This window comes from Faecalibacterium hominis (ex Afrizal et al. 2022), from assembly GCF_049545105.1.
Taxonomy (GTDB): Bacteria; Bacillota; Clostridia; order Oscillospirales; family Ruminococcaceae; genus Faecalibacterium; species Faecalibacterium duncaniae.
In genome coordinates this window covers 1,592,167-1,609,115 of the sequence record NZ_CP186860.1, presented here as the reverse complement: position 1 = coordinate 1,609,115, position 16,949 = coordinate 1,592,167, and the positions used below count along the sequence as shown (strand labels likewise).

Genomic DNA, 16,949 nt, shown 5'->3' with positions numbered 1-16,949 from the left:
ATTATAAACCTCTGCAGAAGCCTACGGCTCTGCCCTCGATCTGGATCTCGTTCAACTGTGGCCCGGCATAGATCATGGGCGGGCAGACGGCGGCGTTGTCGGCCAGCAGCATAACGGTGTCGCCCTGCCGGTGAAAATGCTTTAAGGTGGCCTCGTCGCCGATCCGCACGGCGGCGATCTCGCCCTGCTCCACCTCGGGCTGGCAGCGGATGCAGACGATGTCACCATCGCAGATGGTGGGGGCCATGCTGCTGCCGTGGCAGGTCAGGGCAAAGTCGGCGTGCCATGCGGCAGGAACGCCGATGTAGCATTCGATGTTCTGTTCGGCGGTGATGGGGGAGCCGCAGGCAATGCTGCCCACCAGCGGCACCCGCACCATTTCGGGCAGGGGCTCAAACCCCGGCGGGACAAACGCAGTGTTTTCCAGCCCCATCAGCCATGCGGGTGTGGTCTCCAATGCAGCGGCAAACTCCTCCACCTTGGACTGCGGGATGTCGTTGACCCCTTTTTCCAGCTTGGTGATGGAGGATTTGGAGCGGTAGCCCATCCGCTGGGCAAGCTCTTCCTGAGAGAGCCCCAGCTCGAGCCGACGCTGTAAGATACGGCGGGAAAGTTCTGACATGGCAGAGACCTCGCTTTTCTTGAAAAAGAATGTTCTGCCATGAGTATATCAGAAAAGTTCTTAAAAATCAACGATTTTCGCGCGATTTTGGTAAAATAGTTGACAAAAAATCAACATCGAACTATAATACAACCAAAGATTGTGAAACGACACGCAGAGATCCAGATGAAAGGAGAATCTTTGATGACAAATACCACACAGATCCGCGCCTACATTGAAAGCCAGGGCCTGAAACTGGGCCATGTGGCACGGGTGCTGGGCATCAGCAGCAGCGCCCTGCATCAGAAGCTGAACGACGAGAGTGATTTCAAAGTCAGCGAAGCCGACCGGCTTTCTGCCATGCTGGGGCTGACCATGGAACAGCGGGATGCCTGCTTCTTTGGCCCGGGCACCCGGATGTGCCAAAGAAAGGGGGCGGCGTGATGACCACTGAACAGCGCAGAAAGACCCGGGAGGCCCTGCAGAACTACGGTACCCGCCAGTGGGCCCGCAGCCCGGCCAATTGGGGCTGGGCCCGGGCCATCCAGCAGACGCAGGAGTATTACCGCACCGCCGACCCCATCCGTGCAGGCCTGCTCCAGCTGCGCTACCTGGAGCGCCGCAAGGAGGAGGATGTGCTGGAGCGGCTCTGCATCGGACGCACCACCTACCAGAAAGCCCAGCTCGATCTGCTGAGCACCGTAGCCGTTTTTGCCGCCCGCTACGGTGCCCTGTGACGCAAAATGCCCCCGGACAGCCATCCGGGGGCATTGCAGTCAGTGCGTTTTCTTTTCCGGAGTATCGCAGTGCTGGTGGCAGGAGGCGCAGTTGCCGCCGCAGCCTTCGCCTTTCCAGCCGCCCTGCTTGGAGATCCAGACCACTGCCAGGGCAAACAGCCCTGCCAGCACCAGAATGGTAATGATCCCACGAAGTGTCAGCATTGAAAAAACCTCTCTTTTTGCGCTGGAATGCGCAATTTCAGTATACACCATTTTGCGCAAAAGAGCAACTGCCCCGCTGTGGAAAAAAATTGCGAAAAAATCAAAATTAGGGCTTGCCAATCCACTTCGGTTGTGGTATAATTCTCTCGTTCCGATTCGGAGGATTAGCTCAGCTGGTTAGAGCACCTGCATCACACGCAGGGGGTCTGGGGTTCGAGTCCCTAATTCTCCACCATACAGTTCGTACCCGAACCCGATTCTTTATGAAAAAGGGTTCGGGTACGTTTTTTGTTTACAAGAGGTTCTGCGGAGGGAGTATGCAGAACGGTAAGCAGGAACGAGTAAAGGCAGGATATCATCATGGCGATGGTATCCTGCCTTTTGTGTTACAAGGATATTCTGGGGGCGATTGCTGCGCACAAAGCGCCTTAAGCCCCTGTGTTTGCTTCGGTCAGCACAAAGGTCAGCTCCGCTGTGGCGGCGCACTTGCCATCCACATAAGCAGACGCTTTCCCGATGCCCACCGGGCCGTGCTGTTCCACCAGCTCACAATGGAGCGTAAGAACATCCCCTGGGGTGACCTGTTTGCGGAAGCGGGCATTTTTGATGCCGCCGAAGAGGGCCAGCTTGCCTTTGTTTTCGGGAACGCTCAGCGCCGCCACGGCTCCGGTCTGGGCCAGTGCTTCCAGGATCAGCACTCCCGGCATGACCGGCTGGCCCGGGAAGTGACCGCAGAAGAATTCTTCATTGCGGGAAACGCACTTGCGGCCAATGGCCCACTGACCCGGCTCGTAGTCCAGGATACGGTCCACGAGGGCAAAGGGGTAGCGGTGGGGCAGAAGGGCTGCGATCTGCTCACTGTTCAGAGCGTTTGCGTTCTCCCGCACGGTGCGCGGTTCTGCCATGGCTCAGCCCTCCCATCTGCGCAGGGCGATGCAGGCGTTGTGCCCGCCAAAGCCCAGGCTGTTGCTCAGTGCGTAGGTCATGGCCTGTGCACGGCCTGCATTGGGCACATAGTCCAGATCGCATTCCGGGTCAGGCTGCTCGTAGTGGATGGTGGGCGGAGCAAACTGGTCTCGCAGGGCCAGCGCCGTGAATACGGCCTCGATGCCGCCCGCACCACCCAGCAGGTGGCCGGTCATGCTCTTGGTGCTGACCACGGTCAGCTGCTTTGCGTGTTCACCGAACACGGCATGGATGGCAGCCGTCTCGCAGGCATCGTTCATGTGGGTGCCGGTGCCGTGGGCGTTGATGTGATCCACCTGCTCCGGGGCAATGCCTGCATCGGCCAGTGTCAGCTTCATGCAGTCGATGGCACCTGTGCCGCCGGGAGCCGGTGCGGTAAAGTGGTAAGCATCGCAGTTGGCACCATAGCCTACCACCTCGGCGTAGATATGCGCACCGCGTGCCCGGGCGTGCTCCAGCTCTTCCAGAACCAGCACACCGCTGCCCTCGCCCATCACGAAGCCGCCGCGGCGGGCATCAAAGGGCAGGCTGGCAGCGTCCGGGTCGGTGGCGGTGGAAAGCGCCTTCATGCTGGTAAAACCGCCGATGCCCAGCGGGCTGATGCAGCTTTCGGCACCGCCGCAGACCATGGCAGTCTCGTAACCGTCCCGGATGCGGTGGAAGGCATCGCCCACAGCATTGGTGCCGCCGGCGCAGGCCGTGACCGGGCAGGTGCACATGCCCTTCAGGCCAAAGCGGATGGCCACCTGTGCCGCCGCCATGTTGGCAATGGACATGGGCACAAAGTAGGGGCTGACCTTCTCCATGCCTTTTTCTTCCCCGCGGGTGTGCTGCTCCTCGATGGTGGGCAGGCCGCCAATGCCGCTGGAAAGGACCACACCGATGTTTTTGGCCTCTGCTTCCGTGTTCAGGCCGCTGTCGGCAATGGCCTCGGTTGCAGCAGCCAGTGCCAGCAGGGTGAAGCGGGCCATCTTGCGGGCTTCCTTTTTGTCCACAACGGTCTCGGGGTCAAAGCTTTTCACTTCACCGGCCAGCTTGCACTTGAAATCGGTGGTGTCAAACTGGGTGATGGGGCCAATGCCGCACCGGCCTGCCTTTGCGGCAGCCCAGCTGTCGGCAGCAGTGTTGCCCAGCGGGTTCACGGTGCCCAGACCGGTGATCACGACTCTGCGTTTTTCCATAGAGAATTTCTCCTTTTACATTGCCATGCCGCCGTCCACACAGAGCACCTGCCCGGTGAGATAGCTGCTTTGTTCTGCGGCAAAAAACGCCACCGCGTTTGCCACGTCTTCCGGCTGGCCCGCGCGGCCCGCCGGGATATCCTTTGCCATTTCGGTGCGGACAGCCTCCGGCAGGGCGGCAGTCATATCAGTTTCAATAAAGCCGGGCGCAACAGCGTTTACTGTCACATTGCGGCTGGCCAGCTCCCGGGCCAGGCTTTTGGTCAGACCGATGAGTCCGGCCTTGCTGGCAGCGTAATTCGTCTGGCCCGCATTGCCCCGCAGGGCAACGACGCTGCTCAGATTGATGATCCGGCCCCAGCGCTGGCGCACCATCCGGCGGGCCGCCTCCTTGCAGCAGAGGAACGCACCCTTGAGGTTTGCGTCCAGCACAGCATCAAAGTCTGCTTCGGACATGCGCAGGATCAGGTTGTCCCGGGTGATGCCTGCATTGTTCACAAGGATATCCACCCGGCCAAAGGCGTTCACCGCTTCCTCAAAGAGCTTTTTGCAGCCCTCGGCGGTGGAAACATCGGCCTGCACGGCCACAGCCTGCGCACCCTCGGCCCTGCAGAGAGACACGGTCTCAGCGGCGGCCGCTTCGCCGTGGCAGTAGTTGACCACCACATGGCAGCCCTGCCGGGCAAGCTGTACGCACACGGCCCGGCCGATCCCCCGGCTTCCGCCGGTCACAACGGCGGTACGGATGATGGTTTCTTCGTTCATTGTTCTTCCTTCCATGCGTTCAGAACGGTGTCCAGCTGCGCCGGGGTCTCCACCGACACACAAGTCACACCGGGCAGGGTCTTTTTCACAAAGCCGGAGAGTGCATTGCCGGGGCCGACCTCCAGAATGTGATCCACACCCAGCTCGCCCAGACGGTGCAGGGTGTCCTCCATGTAGACACTGCTCTGCACCTGCCGGACCAGCAGGGCCGGGATGCTGTCGCTCTCGGCTTTTTCACGGCCCAGGCAGTTAAAAAGCACCGGAACGCTCATTTCGCCAAAGGGTTCGGCGGCAAAGCGCTTTGCCAGGGCATCCCCGGCGGGAGCCATCAGACGGGTGTGGAACGGGCCGCTCACCTTGAGCGGGATGCACCGGCGGGCACCGGCCTGCTTTGCAAGCTCTGCAGCCTTGTCCACTGCGGCCTTTTCGCCGCCAATGACCAGCTGGCCCGGGCAATTGTAGTTGCAGATCTGCACACAGCCCAGCGCGGATGCCTGCTCACAGCATTCTGCAAGGGGGACCCGGTCGAGGTTCAGCACTGCGGTCATGCCGCAGTCGATGCCGCTGGCCGCGTCGGCCATGGCTTTGCCGCGGTAGGCTGCCAGCTCAATGGCCTGCTTGGCGGTGAATACACCGGCGGCTTCCAGCGCGGAATATTCGCCCAGAGAGAGACCGGCCACATAAGCGGGCTTGACCCCCTGCTCGGCCAGAACGGCGGATACGCCGCAGGCAAAGGCCACCATGCAGGGCTGGGTGTATTCGGTCTGATTCAGAACGCCGTCCGGGTCGTCGAAGCAGACGCGGTGCAGATCAAACGGAAGGTCTGCAGCGTCGAACGCGGCACGGAAAGCGGAAGATGCTTCGTAAAATTCTTTGCCCATGCCGGGGTGCTGCGCACCCTGACCGGCATACAAAACGGCAAGCTTCATCGGTTTTGCCTCCATTCGGTCACAAGTTCATCCATCAGCTCACGGACAGTGTACATCCGGTCCAGCCTGCCCACATTGGCCCCGCAGAAGAAAAGTCCTTCCTCCAGGTTGCCCTTGACCGCTTCGATCAGTGCATGGGTGATGCAGTAGGGCACCTTGGCGGGGTCGCAGGTCTTCAGGCAGCGGGCACAGTGCCGGGGCGGGAAGCGTCTGCCCTCCGCCATAGCCTGCACCAGCGGCGTGTTCAGCGCCCGGCCCGGCATTCCCACCGGGCTGTGGATGATGCGCACATCCTCAGAACCGGCGTTCAGCAGAACATCCTTGTACCCCTGGGATGCATCGCACTCGTAGGTGGTGATAAAGCGGGTGGCAAGCTGAACGCCTGCGGCACCCAGTCTGGTAAAGTGAGCCAGATCGGCCCCGGTGTACACGCCGCCCGCCACAAACACGGGGATGCTGTGGCCGAACTGCGCCTCATAGGGCTTTACCTCGGCCAGCACCTCCGGCAGGATCTCATCCAGCGTCTGGCAGGTTCCGGAGAACAGGTCCTGCTCCGCAAAGCCGAGATGACCGCCTGCCTTGCAGCCCTCAATGACCACAAAATCGGCGGTGCGGCCGAACTCCTTGGCCCAGCGGCGCAGGATGAGCTTTGCCGCCCGCCCGCTGGAAACGATGGGCGCGATGGCGACCTCCATCGTGTTCACAAGGCCGGGCAGCTCCAGCGGCAGACCCGCGCCGGACACCACAGCGTCCACGCCCGCTTCCACCGCGGTGCGGATGGCGGCGGCATAGTCCTGCGTGGCCACCATTGCATTGATGGCCACCATACCGGCACCGTTTGCGATCTGCTTTGCTTTCCGGATCTCAGCGGTCAGGGCGCGGTGGTTGGCGTTGGCCGGGTCACGGGCAAAGTCCGGCTCCCGGTAGCCTGCATCGGCGGTGGAGATGCACCCCATGCCGCCGCAGGCCGCTACGGCACCGGCCAGCCCGCCCAGAGAAACGCCCACGCCCATGCCGCCCTGCAGGATGGGCACAGACAGGGCTTTCTTTCCGAGCGTCAGCATTCCTCGCTCAGCGCGTGGATACGCTGCCTCCCGCCGTTCCACAGGTCATCCAGAATGTCCGCCACAGGGCGTACCTCGTGGAGCATTCCGGCCACCTGACCGGCCATCAGACTGCCGGTGGAGATGTCGCCTTCAAACACGGCCCGGCGCAGACTGCCCAGGGTGAACTTTTCCAGCTCCATCTTATCGGCACCAGCCTTTTCCTGCCGGACATATTCACGGCTCATCCGGTTTTTCAGCACACGGACCGGGGAACCGCCGATGCGTCCGGTCACGATGGTGTCGCTGTCCTTGGCATTGAGCAGGGCAGCCTTGTAGTTTTCGTGGATGGGGCACTCCTCGCTCACCAGCAGGCAGGTGCCCACCTGCACGCCGCAGGCACCCAGCGCCAGGGCTGCTGCCAGCTGACGGCCATCGGCAATGCCGCCTGCCGCAATGACGGGCAGATCCACTGCGTCCACCACCTGCGGCACCAGCGCCATGGTGGCCATTTCGCCCACATGGCCGCCGCTCTCGGTCCCTTCGGCGATCACGGCATCGATGCCCAGCTTCTCCAGATGCTTTGCCAGCACGGCGGCAGCCACCACGGGGATCACCTTGATGCCCGCCGCTTTCCACATGGGAACATATTTGCCCGGGTTGCCTGCGCCGGTGGTGACCACCTGCACGCCTTCTTCCACAACGATCTGGGCAAACTCGTCTGCCTGCGGGTGCATCAGCATGATGTTCACGCCAAAGGGCTTGTCTGTGAGCTGTTTGCAGCGGCGGATATTTTCGCGCAGGGTGTCGGCATTCATACCGCCTGCGCCGATGATGCCCAGTGCACCTGCATTGGAGCAGGCTGCGGCAAACTCACCGGTGGCAATGTTTGCCATGCCGCCCTGCAGGATGGGGTATTTCGTGCCTAAAATTTCATTTAAAAGTTTCATAGTTTTATCCTATCGGTAAGCGTCCTCGCCCTCTCAGTCTCGCTCTGCTCGACAGCTCTCCCAAGGGGAGAGCCCTTGGCAGTACGGTAACCTTTTCGGTTTTGCCAAAGGCTCCCACTTTGGGGGAGCTGTCACCGAAGGTGACTGAGAGGGCGAGCCCGTTTGCCGAACATGATTTTCACTCTTTGTATTGCAGGATCGCGCCGCCCCAGGTCAGGCCGCCGCCAAAGCCGATGCAGGCCAGCGGTCTGCCCGGGGTCAGCTGCCCGCTCTCGGCCAGCTCGTTGAGGGCGACCGGAATGCTGGCGGCGCTGGTGTTGCCGTGGCGATCCATGTTCTTATAAAATTTTGCCGGGTCGGCCTGCAGGGCCTTGATGCAGTGGTCGATGATGCGGCTGTTGGCCTGATGGCAGACCACCCACGACAGATCCTCGAGGGTCAGCCGGGTCTCGTCCAGCACCGTGTGCAGGCACTTGGGCAGGGCATCCACCGCAAAGCGGAACACCGCCTTGCCGTCCATGGTGATGGGGGCAGAGCCTTCCCGGCTCGGCCCGCCCGCATGGAGGACATCACTGCCGCGTGCCCCCAGCGTCAACGCAAAGGGGGTATCTGCCAGCCGGAAAATGGCGGCTCCGGCCCCGTCGCCGAACAGCACGCAGGTGGAGCGGTCGGTGGGGTCCATCAGGCGGGAAAGCGCTTCGCACCCGATGACGAGGGCATACTGCCCGCCCAGAGTCGTCAGCATTCCCCGCGCCACGGCCATGCCATAGAGAAAACCGGAACAGGCCGCGTTGATGTCCAGTGCGGGCCGATTTTCGGGCAGGCCCAGCGCCGCCTGTACCTGACAGGCCACGCTGGGGGTGGCATCCGGGGCAGAAAGGGTCGCGCAGACACAGCAGGCAATGTCCGCCGGGGCAAGGCCGCTGCGGTCAAGGGCCTGCCGCGCGGCCGCAATGGCCAGCGTGGCGGCAGATTCGTCCTCGGTGCACCAGTGCCGGGTGCGGATGCCGGTGCGGCTGGTGATCCATGCGTCACTGGTGTCCACCATGCGGCTCAGCGCGTCATTGGTGATCGTCCGTCCGGGAAGTGCCCCGCCGGTGGCGATCAGCTGTAAACCATTCATGCGTTCCTCGTTTCTCCGATCTGGCGGTACTTTTTATAGCGCTGATCGGCCAGCTGCCGGTCACTCATGCGGCACAATTCTTTCAGGTGGGCGCGCAGAGCGGCATCCATGCGCTCAAACAGGGCCGCGTGGCAGCGCTGGGCACCGCCCACCGGCTCCGGGATCACTTCTTCCACGATGCCGCCGCGGTACAGATCCTGCGCCGTCAGCTTCATCATCTCACAGGCTTCGCCGCTGCGGGAGGAGTCCTTCCACAGGATGCTGGCAAAGCCCTCGGGGCTCAGCACTGAGTAGACCGCGTTTTCCAGCATGAGGATGTGGTTGGCCACACCCAGTGCCAGCGCGCCGCCGGAGGAACCCTCGCCGGTGACCACGGCGATGACCGGTACCGTCAGGCCGCTCATCTCCATCAGATTCCGGGCAATGGCCTCGCCCTGCCCCCGCTCCTCGGCATCCTTGCCGGGGTAAGCGCCCGGCGTGTCGATAAAGGTGATGATGGGACGGCCGAATTTTTCAGCCTGCTTCATCAGGCGCAGAGCCTTGCGGTAACCCTCCGGCCCCGGCATTCCAAAGTTGCAGGCCAGATTTTCCTCCAGCGTGGAGCCCTTGCGGTGGCCGATGACCGTCACCGGCATCCCGTGGAAACGGGCCACGCCGCCCAGAATGGCCGCGTCCTCCTTGCACTGCCGGTCGCCGCGCTGCTCAAAGAAATCCGTGAACAGGGCAGAGATCGTCTCGTCGATGTGCGGACGCTCCGGGTGACGGGCCAGAAAGACCCGATCCTCGGCAGTCAGCGGGCCGCAGGAGCGCAGAATCTCGTCCTCTTCCACCGCCAGCTCTGCCAGTTCGGACGCATGGGCGGTGATAGCCTCCATGTCACTGCCGCTGCCCTTCAGCGCGGCGATCTGTGCGTCCAGCGGGGCCAGCTGCTCCAAAATATCTTTTATCATTCGTGTTTCCCTCCGGCATGAAGCTGCAGGACCTGGATCAGCGTATCCCGCAGCTGACTGCGGGGCACCACCTGATCCACAAAGCCGTGTTCCATCTGGAATTCGCTGCGCTGGAACCCGGCGGGCAGTTTTTCACCGATGGTCTGCTCAATGACACGGGGGCCGGCAAAGCCGATGAGTGCCCCCGGTTCGGCCAGCATGATATCGCCCAGGCTTGCAAAGCTGGCGGTCACGCCGCCGGTGGTGGGGTGGGTCAGCACGCTGACGTACAGCCCGCCCTTTGCCGAAAAGCGCTGGATGGCGGCGCTGGTCTTGGCCATCTGCATCAGGCTGAAAATGCCCTCCTGCATCCGCGCGCCGCCGCTGGCCGAAAAGATGACCAGAGGCAGGCGCTTGGCAGTGGCGTACTCCACGGCGCGGGTGATCTTCTCGCCCACAGCCGTGCTCATGCTGCCCATAAAGAACCGGCTGTCCAACACGGCTGCCACACAGGCCACGCCGCCAATGCGGCCGACAGCGGTGACAGCAGCCTCGTGCAGGCCGGTCTTGTTCTGGGCGGCGGCAAGCTTTTCCCCGTATCCGGGGAAGTTCAGCACATCCTGCGGATCAAGGTCAGCGTCCAGTTCCCGGAAGCTGCCGTGATCCAGCACCAGACTGAGCCGGTAATACCCGCCAATGGGCATGTGATAGCCGCAGTTGGGGCAGACATACAGGCTTTTGCCCCACAGGGTGCGGGCAGCGCGGCGGCCGCACTGCTTGCACTCCACAAACTGCGGCTCGTGCCAGACAGCTCCGGCATCCCGCTTGGCTTTCAGCTGGAAAGTGCGCTCCCGCATCCGGTTGGGGAGCAGATCTCGGATATCATTCATCGCATGTTTCCTCAGATATGTGCGGTGATGTAGTTGTAGATGTCACCCACGGTCTTGAGCTTTGCCAGCTCCTCGTCCGGGATGGACACACCACAGGCATCCTCCAGCGCCATGTTCAGCTCCACGGCATCCAGGCTGTCGGCCTCCAGATCCTCGGTCAGGCTGGCCTCCATGGTCACCTTGTCCTCCTCGCAGTTCAGGGTGTCAACAACGATCTTCTTCATTTCTTCAAACGTCATGGTAATATTCTCCTTTGATCGGTTTGTATTTTTATTATCTAAAAAGTTTGAGGTTTCTTGCGAACACGACCATTATATCTGAATCGTCGGATAAGTCAAGAATAATAGCTAAAATATTTTAACTTTTACAATTCTGACACACTTTCCTCCACAGGGGCAGTTCCTCTTTTCCATTGCCCTTTTTCCCCAAACGTGCTAATATGGGTTCAGCACTCAGACAAGAAGAAACGAAAGGATGGATCCCATGAAATTCAGCGAAATGAGTTATACCCGCCCGGACATTGATGCCCTGCTGGGCCAGTGCAAGGCGCTGGCTGCCAAGGCCGCCGGGGCCGCCAGCGGCGAGGAGCTGGTGAATGTTTACTACGAGCAGAGCCGCGCCTTTGCCGATTACAGCACCGCCGCACAGCTGGCAAGCATCCACTACACCTGCGACACCCGTGACGCTTATTGGAAGGCCGAGCAGGACTTCTTTGATGCCAACAGTCCCGCCGTGGAGAACGCACGGGTGGAGATCAGCCGGGCATTTCTGGCCAACGCCCATGTGGACGCGCTGACCGAAGCCTTTGGCACCACCTGCGTGGCCGGTATGAAGAACGCCGTGCTGGGCATGGATGACCGCACCGTGGAGCTGCAGAAGGAGTACAACGCCCTTGTCAGCCAGTACCAGCAGGTGTACGGCGGCGCACTGGTCGAGTTTGACGGCAAGCAGCTGACCATTCCCCAGCTGGGCCCCTATAAGGAGAACCTGGACCCTGCTGTCCGCCGCGCCGCCTACGAGGCCGAGGCAGCGTATTTCGATGCCCACCGTGACGAGCTGGATGGCCTGTACACCAAGATCGTCAAGAACCTGAACGCACAGGCGCAGATCCTGGGCTACCACGATTACAGCGAGCTTTCCTATGTGCGGATGAACCGCATCGGCTACGGCCCTGCCGAGATCCGGAAGTTCCGCGACCAGGTGGCCAACGATGTGGTGCCCGAGCTGAAAAAGGTGATCGAGCTGCGCTGCAAGCGCACCGGCATCTCCCACCTGACCTTCTCCGACCTGCCTGTGGCGTTTCAGGACGGCAACCCCTCTCCCATCCCCGGCTACGATGCCCGGATGGCCGCCGCCCGCACCATGTACCACGAGCTGAGCCCCGAGACCGCAGAATTCATTGACTTCATGCAGGACAATGAGCTGTTCGACGTGGAGAGCCGCCCCGGCAAGATGTCCGGCGGCTATATGACCAGCCTGCCCACCTACAAGGCCCCCTTTATCTTTGCCAACTGGAACAACACCTCTGCTGACGTGGACGTGCTGACTCACGAGTGCGGCCACGCCTTTGAGGGCTATGTGGCCGAGCGTGACCCCAAGGTCCCCGCAGACCTCGAGTGCCCCGGCATGGAGAGCGCCGAGATCCATTCCATGGCCATGGAGTTCCTGACGGCTCCCTGGCACCATCTGCTCTTTGGCAAGGACACTGAGAAATACGCCCTGCTCCACGCCGAGGACAGCTTCCTCTTCCTGGCCTATGGCTGCATCGTGGACGAGTTCCAGCACAGGATGTACCAGAACCCCAACCTCACCCCGGACGAGCGCAACGCCGTCTGGCTGGAGCTGGAGCACAAGTACCGCCCCTGGATCGATTTCGACAACCTGCCCTTCTATGGCCGCGGTGCCGGCTGGCAGCGTCAGCTCCACATTTATGAGTGCCCCTTCTACTATATTGATTACTGCCTGTCCACCATGGCTGCGCTGCAATTCTTCCTGCTGAGCCTCAAGGACCACAAGGATGCCTGGGAACGCTACCTCAAGCTGGTGCGCCGTGCCGGTCTGGCCAGCTACACAGAGCTGATGCAGACCGCCGGACTGAAGGTTCCCTTTGAGGATGGCTCGATCAAGGCCATCGCCCAGCAGATGGGCCAGTGGATCGCAGAGCATCAGGTGTAAGCTTCCCGGATCTACGGAGATTTTTTCTTGCAAAATCCGCTCTTTTCTATGAAAATGCACAGCGCCCCCGTTCACTGTAAGATCGCAGTGAGCGGGGGCGCTTTTTCGTGAATAGGAGGTCGATTTTATCGCAAATACAGACTATGGATATATCAGGGTCAGCACAAACTCCATGACCGGAAAGAAAAATTTCCATAAAACGCCAAAAAGCCTTTGGATAAGTCATACCTATACAAGAAAGTTTGAACTTTTCGTGAATTTTCTGTGTTTCGACCATGGACAGGGGAAAACAGTTCTGCTACAATGGGAGCTGTTCTTTCCGCCGGTTCCCACGCGGCGGTTTTTGTTTTTACTATAACACAGGAGGAACTTTCATGTTAGAAAAGATCTTTCACCTGAAAGAAAACCACACCGATGTCAAGACCGAACTCATGGCGGGTGTCACCACCTTTATGACGATGGCCTACATCCTTGCGGTCAACCCCAGCATCCTGTCCGCTTCGGGCATGGATGCCAATGCGGTCCTGATCGCCACCTCGCTGGCATCGTTCGTTGGCACTGCCCTGATGGCTCTGCTGGCCAACTATCCGTTCGCTCTGGCTCCCGGCATGGGCCTGAACGCCTACTTCTCCTACACGGTCGTCCTGACCATGGGCTACAGTTGGCAGCTGGCTCTGATGGCCGTTTTTGTGGAGGGCATCATCTTCATCGTGCTGAGCCTGACCAATGTGCGTGAGGCCATCTTCAATGCCATCCCCATGACCCTGAAGAGCGCTGTCAGCGTGGGCATCGGCCTGTTCGTTGCTTTCGTCGGCCTGCAGAACGCAAAGCTGATCGTGAACAGCGATTCTACCCTTGTCACCTATCAGCACTTCAAGGGCGAGACCTTCCACAGCATCGGCGTAGGTGCGATCCTCGCGCTGGTGGGCGTGCTCATCACTGCCATCCTGCTGGTCAAAAAGGTCAAGGGCGGCATCCTGTACGGCATCCTCATCACCTGGGTGCTGGGCATCCTCTGCGAGCTGACCGGCATCTACATCCCCAACCCCGATGCCGGCATGTACAGTGTTATCCCCACCAGCTTCATCAGCTTCGATTTCTCTGCTCTGGGCAAGACCTTTGGTCAGGTGTTCAAGACCGATTTCTCCGGCGTGGGCATCCTGAACTTCTTCGCCGTGATGTTCTCCTTCCTCTTCGTTGACCTGTTTGATACCCTGGGCACCCTGATCGGTGTTGCTTCCAAGGCCGACATGCTGGATGAGGAGGGCAAGCTGCCCAACATCAAGGGCGCGCTGATGGCCGACTCCATCGCCACCTGCGCCGGTGCCGTGCTGGGCACCTCCACCACCACCACCTTCGTCGAGAGCGCTTCCGGCGTGACCGAGGGCGGCCGCACCGGCCTGACCTCCATGACCACCGGTGTGCTGTTCCTGCTGGCCGTGGTGTTCAGCCCCCTGTTCCTGACCATCCCCAGCTTTGCGACCGCTCCGGCCCTGATCATCGTTGGCTTCTACATGATGGGTTCTGCCCTGAAGATCGAGTTCGACGATCCTGCTGAGGGCATCCCCGCATTCCTGACCATCCTGGCAATGCCCACCGCATACAGCATCTCTGAGGGCATCGCCATCGGTGTTATCTCCTGGACCCTGCTGAATGTCATCACCGGCAAGGCCAAGGAGAAGAAGATCAGCCCCCTGATGTATGTGCTGACCGTTCTGTTCATCCTGAAATACGTCCTGCTGTAACAGGCATTTGCAGCAAACAGAAAGCCCCGGCTCCGGCCGGGGCTTTCGTGCGTTTATGGGTTTCTGCGCGGGTGGGGCGGGCAGGGTTCAGCCGCCGAACAGCCCGAAAAAGCTGGTGTGCGTCATGCCCAGCACCAGAAACAGAAGAATGAGGGCAAACAGCACCCCAATGATGATGTCCATCTGGTGGACCGTGAGGGGGAATTTATCGTAGAGCTTTTCCTTGGGGTTGACGAAATTCGGGTCGTTGTTGTCCAGCAGAGTCTTTTTGCGCTCAGCGCTCTGGGCTTTGGCGGCGGCAAGTTCTGCCTGCTCCTTTTCCAGCTGGGCCTCCCGCTGGGCAAGCAGTGCCTCACGGCGGGCCAGCTCTTCTTCCCGCTGGGTCTGATTCGTTTCTGCCATGGTGGTATCCTCCGGCGTTTTTTCTACCAGTATACCATAGAATTGTGACAGAAAAAACTCCTCCCGCAAAAAGCGGCCTTATGCCGCCAGCAGATCCTCCACCACATCCATCAGCTGAGACGGATCGAGCTGGCACGCGGTACAGCGCGCGGCCAGGCGAAGGACCCGCACCGGGTCAACGGAGACATCTGAGATGAACCGCAGTTTTCGGTGTCGTCCGTGAGATGTAGAATACGCGGCGATGCCAAAGGATGTATACGCACCACACGCGGGATGATAAAGTCGTTCCATAACACAATGATACCAAAACACACCAATCACCTCTCTGTCAAAATTGTCACGCCGCTTTGAAACGGCTGCATGAATGCAGGTTCGTACCCGCAAAATGTTCTGACAAAATTTATATACCATCTCTTGGTTTCAAAATAAACAGCCAAAATTTCGAAATTTGGCGGCGTGTTTTGCATGTCCGGTGAAACCGGTGGTGCAGTAAAAAGACGAACTGGAAAATGGAAATGAACAATTTTACGGAATATCGTGTAAAATTGAGAAAATCAACTTCACGCAGCAGCAGATGAAAGAATGCTCCGCGGAAAACCGAAAGCACAAAAAGAAAAATCTTTGCCGCATCTTAACCACTTTTTGGCAGAAAAAGTTGAGAAATCGGTCGTAAGACCGAGCTTTCTGGTATATCACTTGTTCGCTGTGCGGATAAGGCTGCTCGTTCTGCTTTGCCTCCGCATCGTCTGCCGCAGACCCCGGCGCTGCCCTTGTCTGAAATGCTTTCACTCCGGATGCAAACCAGATGAAAAATCCGACGGGCCGCATCACTTGACTTTCCCCTTGCAGGGGAGTATACTCCGGGGCAGTGAAATATTCGGCTATGACGAGAAAGAGTACCCGGAAAGAATGCTGCAGAGAGCTGCCGGATGGTGCAAGGCAGTGCAGGGTGTCCGTGGGAAGATCCTCTCCGAGCTTTCCGGCTGAATGGGCGGCATCTGCGCCCCAGTAAGCGGGAACGGCAGGCCCCCGTTATCACGGGCCGCGCATTGTTGGATGCGCACTGAGGGGCCGGGTTTTGCACCGGCAATAAGAGTGGTACCGCAGAGGATCTACGCCTTTGTCTCTTACAAACCGTAAGGGACAAAGGCGTTTTTGTTTGCGGGAAAGCCATTTTCCGGATGTTTCATTGCCTTTGCATCCGCAAAAATCAGGACCTGGAAAAGGAGAGTTTAACATGAAAACACTGGAAAAAGTAAGCGACTTTGTAGGCAAGTATATGGCTGGCATCGTCATTGTGGTGGCAGCGCTGGCCCTGTTCTTCCCCGGCACATTCAGCGTGGTAAAGACCGCATGGGTCAACACCCTGCTGGGCATCGTTATGTTCGGCATGGGCCTCACCCTGAAGCCGGAGGATTTCAAGGTGGTGTTCAGCCGCCCGAAGGACGTGATCATCGGCTGCATTGCACAGTTCACGCTGATGCCCTTCCTTGCATGGGCGCTGACGCAGGTGTTCCATCTGCCCACTGAGCTGGCCATCGGTGTCATCCTTGTGGGCACCTGCCCCGGCGGCACCTCCTCCAACGTGATGACTTATCTGTCTAAGGGCGACGTTGCACTGTCCGTTGGCATGACTGCTGTTTCCACCGTGCTGGCTCCGTTCCTCACCCCGCTGCTCACCCTGCTGTATGCCGGTCAGCGCGTGGAGGTGAACCCCGTGAATATGTTCCTGTCCATCGTCAAGGTGGTGCTGGTTCCCATCGCACTGGGCTTTGTGGTCAATCACTTCTTCCATGCCTTCACCCAGAATGCCGTCCGTGTGCTGCCGCTGATCTCCACCACTGCCATCGTGCTCATCATCTGCGCCGTTGTGTCCGCAAACTCTGCCAAGATCATGACCAGCGGTCTGCTGATCCTGGCCGTGGTCATCCTGCACAACCTGCTGGGCTACCTCACCGGCTTTGGCGTGGGCAAACTGCTGAAGCTGGATTCCACTAAGTGCCGTGCAATTTCCATCGAGGTCGGTATGCAGAACTCCGGTCTGGCCACCTCTCTGGCCGCTGCCCACTTTGCACAGTATCCGCTGGCAACCATCCCCGGCGCTGTGTTCTCTGTGTGGCATAACATTTCCGGTGCCCTCCTCGCCAACTTCTTTGCCCGCACTGCAGAGAAGAAGGACTGATGGTCCATAAGAACCTCAACCGCCCGGAAACCCCAGTATAACTTTCGATCTACTGAACGAAACCGAGGATACGATAATATCAAAAGGCAGGATACCACCATCATGGTGATACCCTGCCTTTGCTTGT

At 59.8% G+C, this 16,949-nt stretch carries 19 protein-coding genes, 1 tRNA gene and 1 other annotated feature; of the genes, 6 read left to right on the top strand and 14 right to left on the bottom strand.

The annotated features are described in order from the left end of the window. Position 1: 1 nt before the first annotated feature. The gene (locus ACKXGA_RS07755; protein WP_005935252.1) at positions 2-622 is read right to left on the bottom strand and encodes a LexA family protein; all 621 of its coding nucleotides are present in this window, start codon (positions 620-622) and stop codon (positions 2-4) included. 183 nt (positions 623-805) lie between these two features. Between ACKXGA_RS07755 and ACKXGA_RS07750 the strand changes: the two genes are divergently transcribed. Together ACKXGA_RS07750 and ACKXGA_RS07745 are read left to right on the top strand one after the other, a co-directional pair. Further along, complete coding sequence (locus ACKXGA_RS07750) at positions 806-1,045, top strand: helix-turn-helix domain-containing protein (RefSeq protein WP_099357280.1); 240 nt, start codon at positions 806-808, stop codon at positions 1,043-1,045. Further along, positions 1,045-1,338, top strand: coding sequence for a SqdX protein (locus ACKXGA_RS07745; protein ID WP_423729223.1), 294 nt, complete (start codon positions 1,045-1,047; stop codon positions 1,336-1,338). Before ACKXGA_RS07750 ends, ACKXGA_RS07745 begins: the two co-directional genes overlap by 1 nt. A 39-nt stretch (positions 1,339-1,377) precedes the next feature. Here ACKXGA_RS07745 and ACKXGA_RS07740 read toward each other — a convergent pair whose 3' ends face one another. Next, positions 1,378-1,542: a FeoB-associated Cys-rich membrane protein gene (locus ACKXGA_RS07740; RefSeq protein WP_097771614.1), complete on the bottom strand. Its 165-nt coding sequence runs from the start codon at positions 1,540-1,542 to the stop codon at positions 1,378-1,380. 158 nt (positions 1,543-1,700) lie between these two features. On the opposite strand from ACKXGA_RS07740, the gene ACKXGA_RS07735 reads away from it, so the two are divergent. After that, positions 1,701-1,777: transfer RNA gene (locus ACKXGA_RS07735), tRNA-Val, on the top strand. Positions 1,778-1,970: 193 nt separating this feature from the next. On the opposite strand, the gene fabZ is transcribed toward ACKXGA_RS07735, so the two are convergent. The 10 genes from fabZ to acpP all read right to left on the bottom strand — a co-directional run bounded on the left by fabZ (position 1,971) and on the right by acpP (position 10,557). After that, positions 1,971-2,447 carry a 3-hydroxyacyl-ACP dehydratase FabZ gene (gene fabZ / locus ACKXGA_RS07730; protein WP_117477164.1) on the bottom strand — a complete coding sequence of 159 codons (477 nt, stop codon included), beginning with the start codon at positions 2,445-2,447 and terminating at the stop codon, positions 1,971-1,973. Between the two features lie 3 nt (positions 2,448-2,450). Continuing rightward, complete coding sequence (gene fabF, locus ACKXGA_RS07725) at positions 2,451-3,689, bottom strand: beta-ketoacyl-ACP synthase II (protein WP_423729222.1); 1,239 nt, start codon at positions 3,687-3,689, stop codon at positions 2,451-2,453. Between the two features lie 15 nt (positions 3,690-3,704). Further along, positions 3,705-4,454 (bottom strand): 3-oxoacyl-[acyl-carrier-protein] reductase, encoded by a 750-nt coding sequence (fabG, locus tag ACKXGA_RS07720; protein ID WP_154276937.1) that lies wholly within the window; start codon positions 4,452-4,454, stop codon positions 3,705-3,707. After that, on the bottom strand, positions 4,451-5,383 hold the full coding sequence (locus ACKXGA_RS07715) for an ACP S-malonyltransferase (RefSeq protein ID WP_097771629.1): 933 nt from the start codon (positions 5,381-5,383) through the stop codon (positions 4,451-4,453). Before ACKXGA_RS07715 ends, fabG begins: the two co-directional genes overlap by 4 nt. Then, complete coding sequence (locus ACKXGA_RS07710) at positions 5,380-6,447, bottom strand: NAD(P)H-dependent flavin oxidoreductase (RefSeq protein ID WP_423729221.1); 1,068 nt, start codon at positions 6,445-6,447, stop codon at positions 5,380-5,382. Before ACKXGA_RS07710 ends, ACKXGA_RS07715 begins: the two co-directional genes overlap by 4 nt. Then, on the bottom strand, positions 6,441-7,376 hold the full coding sequence (locus ACKXGA_RS07705; protein WP_423729220.1) for a DUF561 domain-containing protein: 936 nt from the start codon (positions 7,374-7,376) through the stop codon (positions 6,441-6,443). The genes ACKXGA_RS07710 and ACKXGA_RS07705 overlap by 7 nt, the downstream gene beginning before the upstream one ends. A 178-nt stretch (positions 7,377-7,554) precedes the next feature. Beyond that, positions 7,555-8,499, bottom strand: a complete 945-nt coding sequence (locus ACKXGA_RS07700) for a beta-ketoacyl-ACP synthase 3 (RefSeq protein ID WP_097773326.1) — start codon at positions 8,497-8,499, stop codon at positions 7,555-7,557. Then, entirely contained in the window at positions 8,496-9,449 is a 954-nt protein-coding gene (locus tag ACKXGA_RS07695; protein WP_005935299.1) for an acetyl-CoA carboxylase carboxyltransferase subunit alpha, read from the bottom strand. Before ACKXGA_RS07695 ends, ACKXGA_RS07700 begins: the two co-directional genes overlap by 4 nt. Next, positions 9,446-10,318 (bottom strand): acetyl-CoA carboxylase, carboxyltransferase subunit beta, encoded by an 873-nt coding sequence (gene accD, locus ACKXGA_RS07690; protein ID WP_097773327.1) that lies wholly within the window; start codon positions 10,316-10,318, stop codon positions 9,446-9,448. Before accD ends, ACKXGA_RS07695 begins: the two co-directional genes overlap by 4 nt. 11 nt (positions 10,319-10,329) lie before the next feature. After that, entirely contained in the window at positions 10,330-10,557 is a 228-nt protein-coding gene (gene acpP / locus ACKXGA_RS07685; RefSeq protein WP_005935295.1) for an acyl carrier protein, read from the bottom strand. A gap of 244 nt (positions 10,558-10,801) precedes the next feature. Between acpP and ACKXGA_RS07680 the strand changes: the two genes are divergently transcribed. Both ACKXGA_RS07680 and ACKXGA_RS07675 read left to right on the top strand, forming a co-directional pair. Continuing rightward, positions 10,802-12,493, top strand: a complete 1,692-nt coding sequence (locus tag ACKXGA_RS07680) for a M3 family oligoendopeptidase (RefSeq protein ID WP_156071087.1) — start codon at positions 10,802-10,804, stop codon at positions 12,491-12,493. A gap of 374 nt (positions 12,494-12,867) precedes the next feature. Continuing rightward, complete coding sequence (locus tag ACKXGA_RS07675; protein ID WP_156066003.1) at positions 12,868-14,238, top strand: NCS2 family permease; 1,371 nt, start codon at positions 12,868-12,870, stop codon at positions 14,236-14,238. An 87-nt stretch (positions 14,239-14,325) separates the two neighbouring features. On the opposite strand, the gene ACKXGA_RS07670 is transcribed toward ACKXGA_RS07675, so the two are convergent. Both ACKXGA_RS07670 and ACKXGA_RS07665 read right to left on the bottom strand, forming a co-directional pair. After that, positions 14,326-14,640, bottom strand: a complete 315-nt coding sequence (locus ACKXGA_RS07670; RefSeq protein ID WP_097771623.1) for a hypothetical protein — start codon at positions 14,638-14,640, stop codon at positions 14,326-14,328. A 78-nt stretch (positions 14,641-14,718) separates the two neighbouring features. Then, positions 14,719-15,051, bottom strand: a complete 333-nt coding sequence (locus ACKXGA_RS07665) for a DUF6514 family protein (RefSeq protein ID WP_423729219.1) — start codon at positions 15,049-15,051, stop codon at positions 14,719-14,721. A 463-nt stretch (positions 15,052-15,514) separates the two neighbouring features. Then, positions 15,515-15,771, top strand: a binding site (T-box leader). A gap of 106 nt (positions 15,772-15,877) precedes the next feature. Here ACKXGA_RS07665 and ACKXGA_RS07660 point away from each other — a divergent pair. Beyond that, the gene (locus tag ACKXGA_RS07660; RefSeq protein WP_186851322.1) at positions 15,878-16,822 is read left to right on the top strand and encodes a bile acid:sodium symporter family protein; all 945 of its coding nucleotides are present in this window, start codon (positions 15,878-15,880) and stop codon (positions 16,820-16,822) included. Positions 16,823-16,949: the final 127 nt, after the last annotated feature.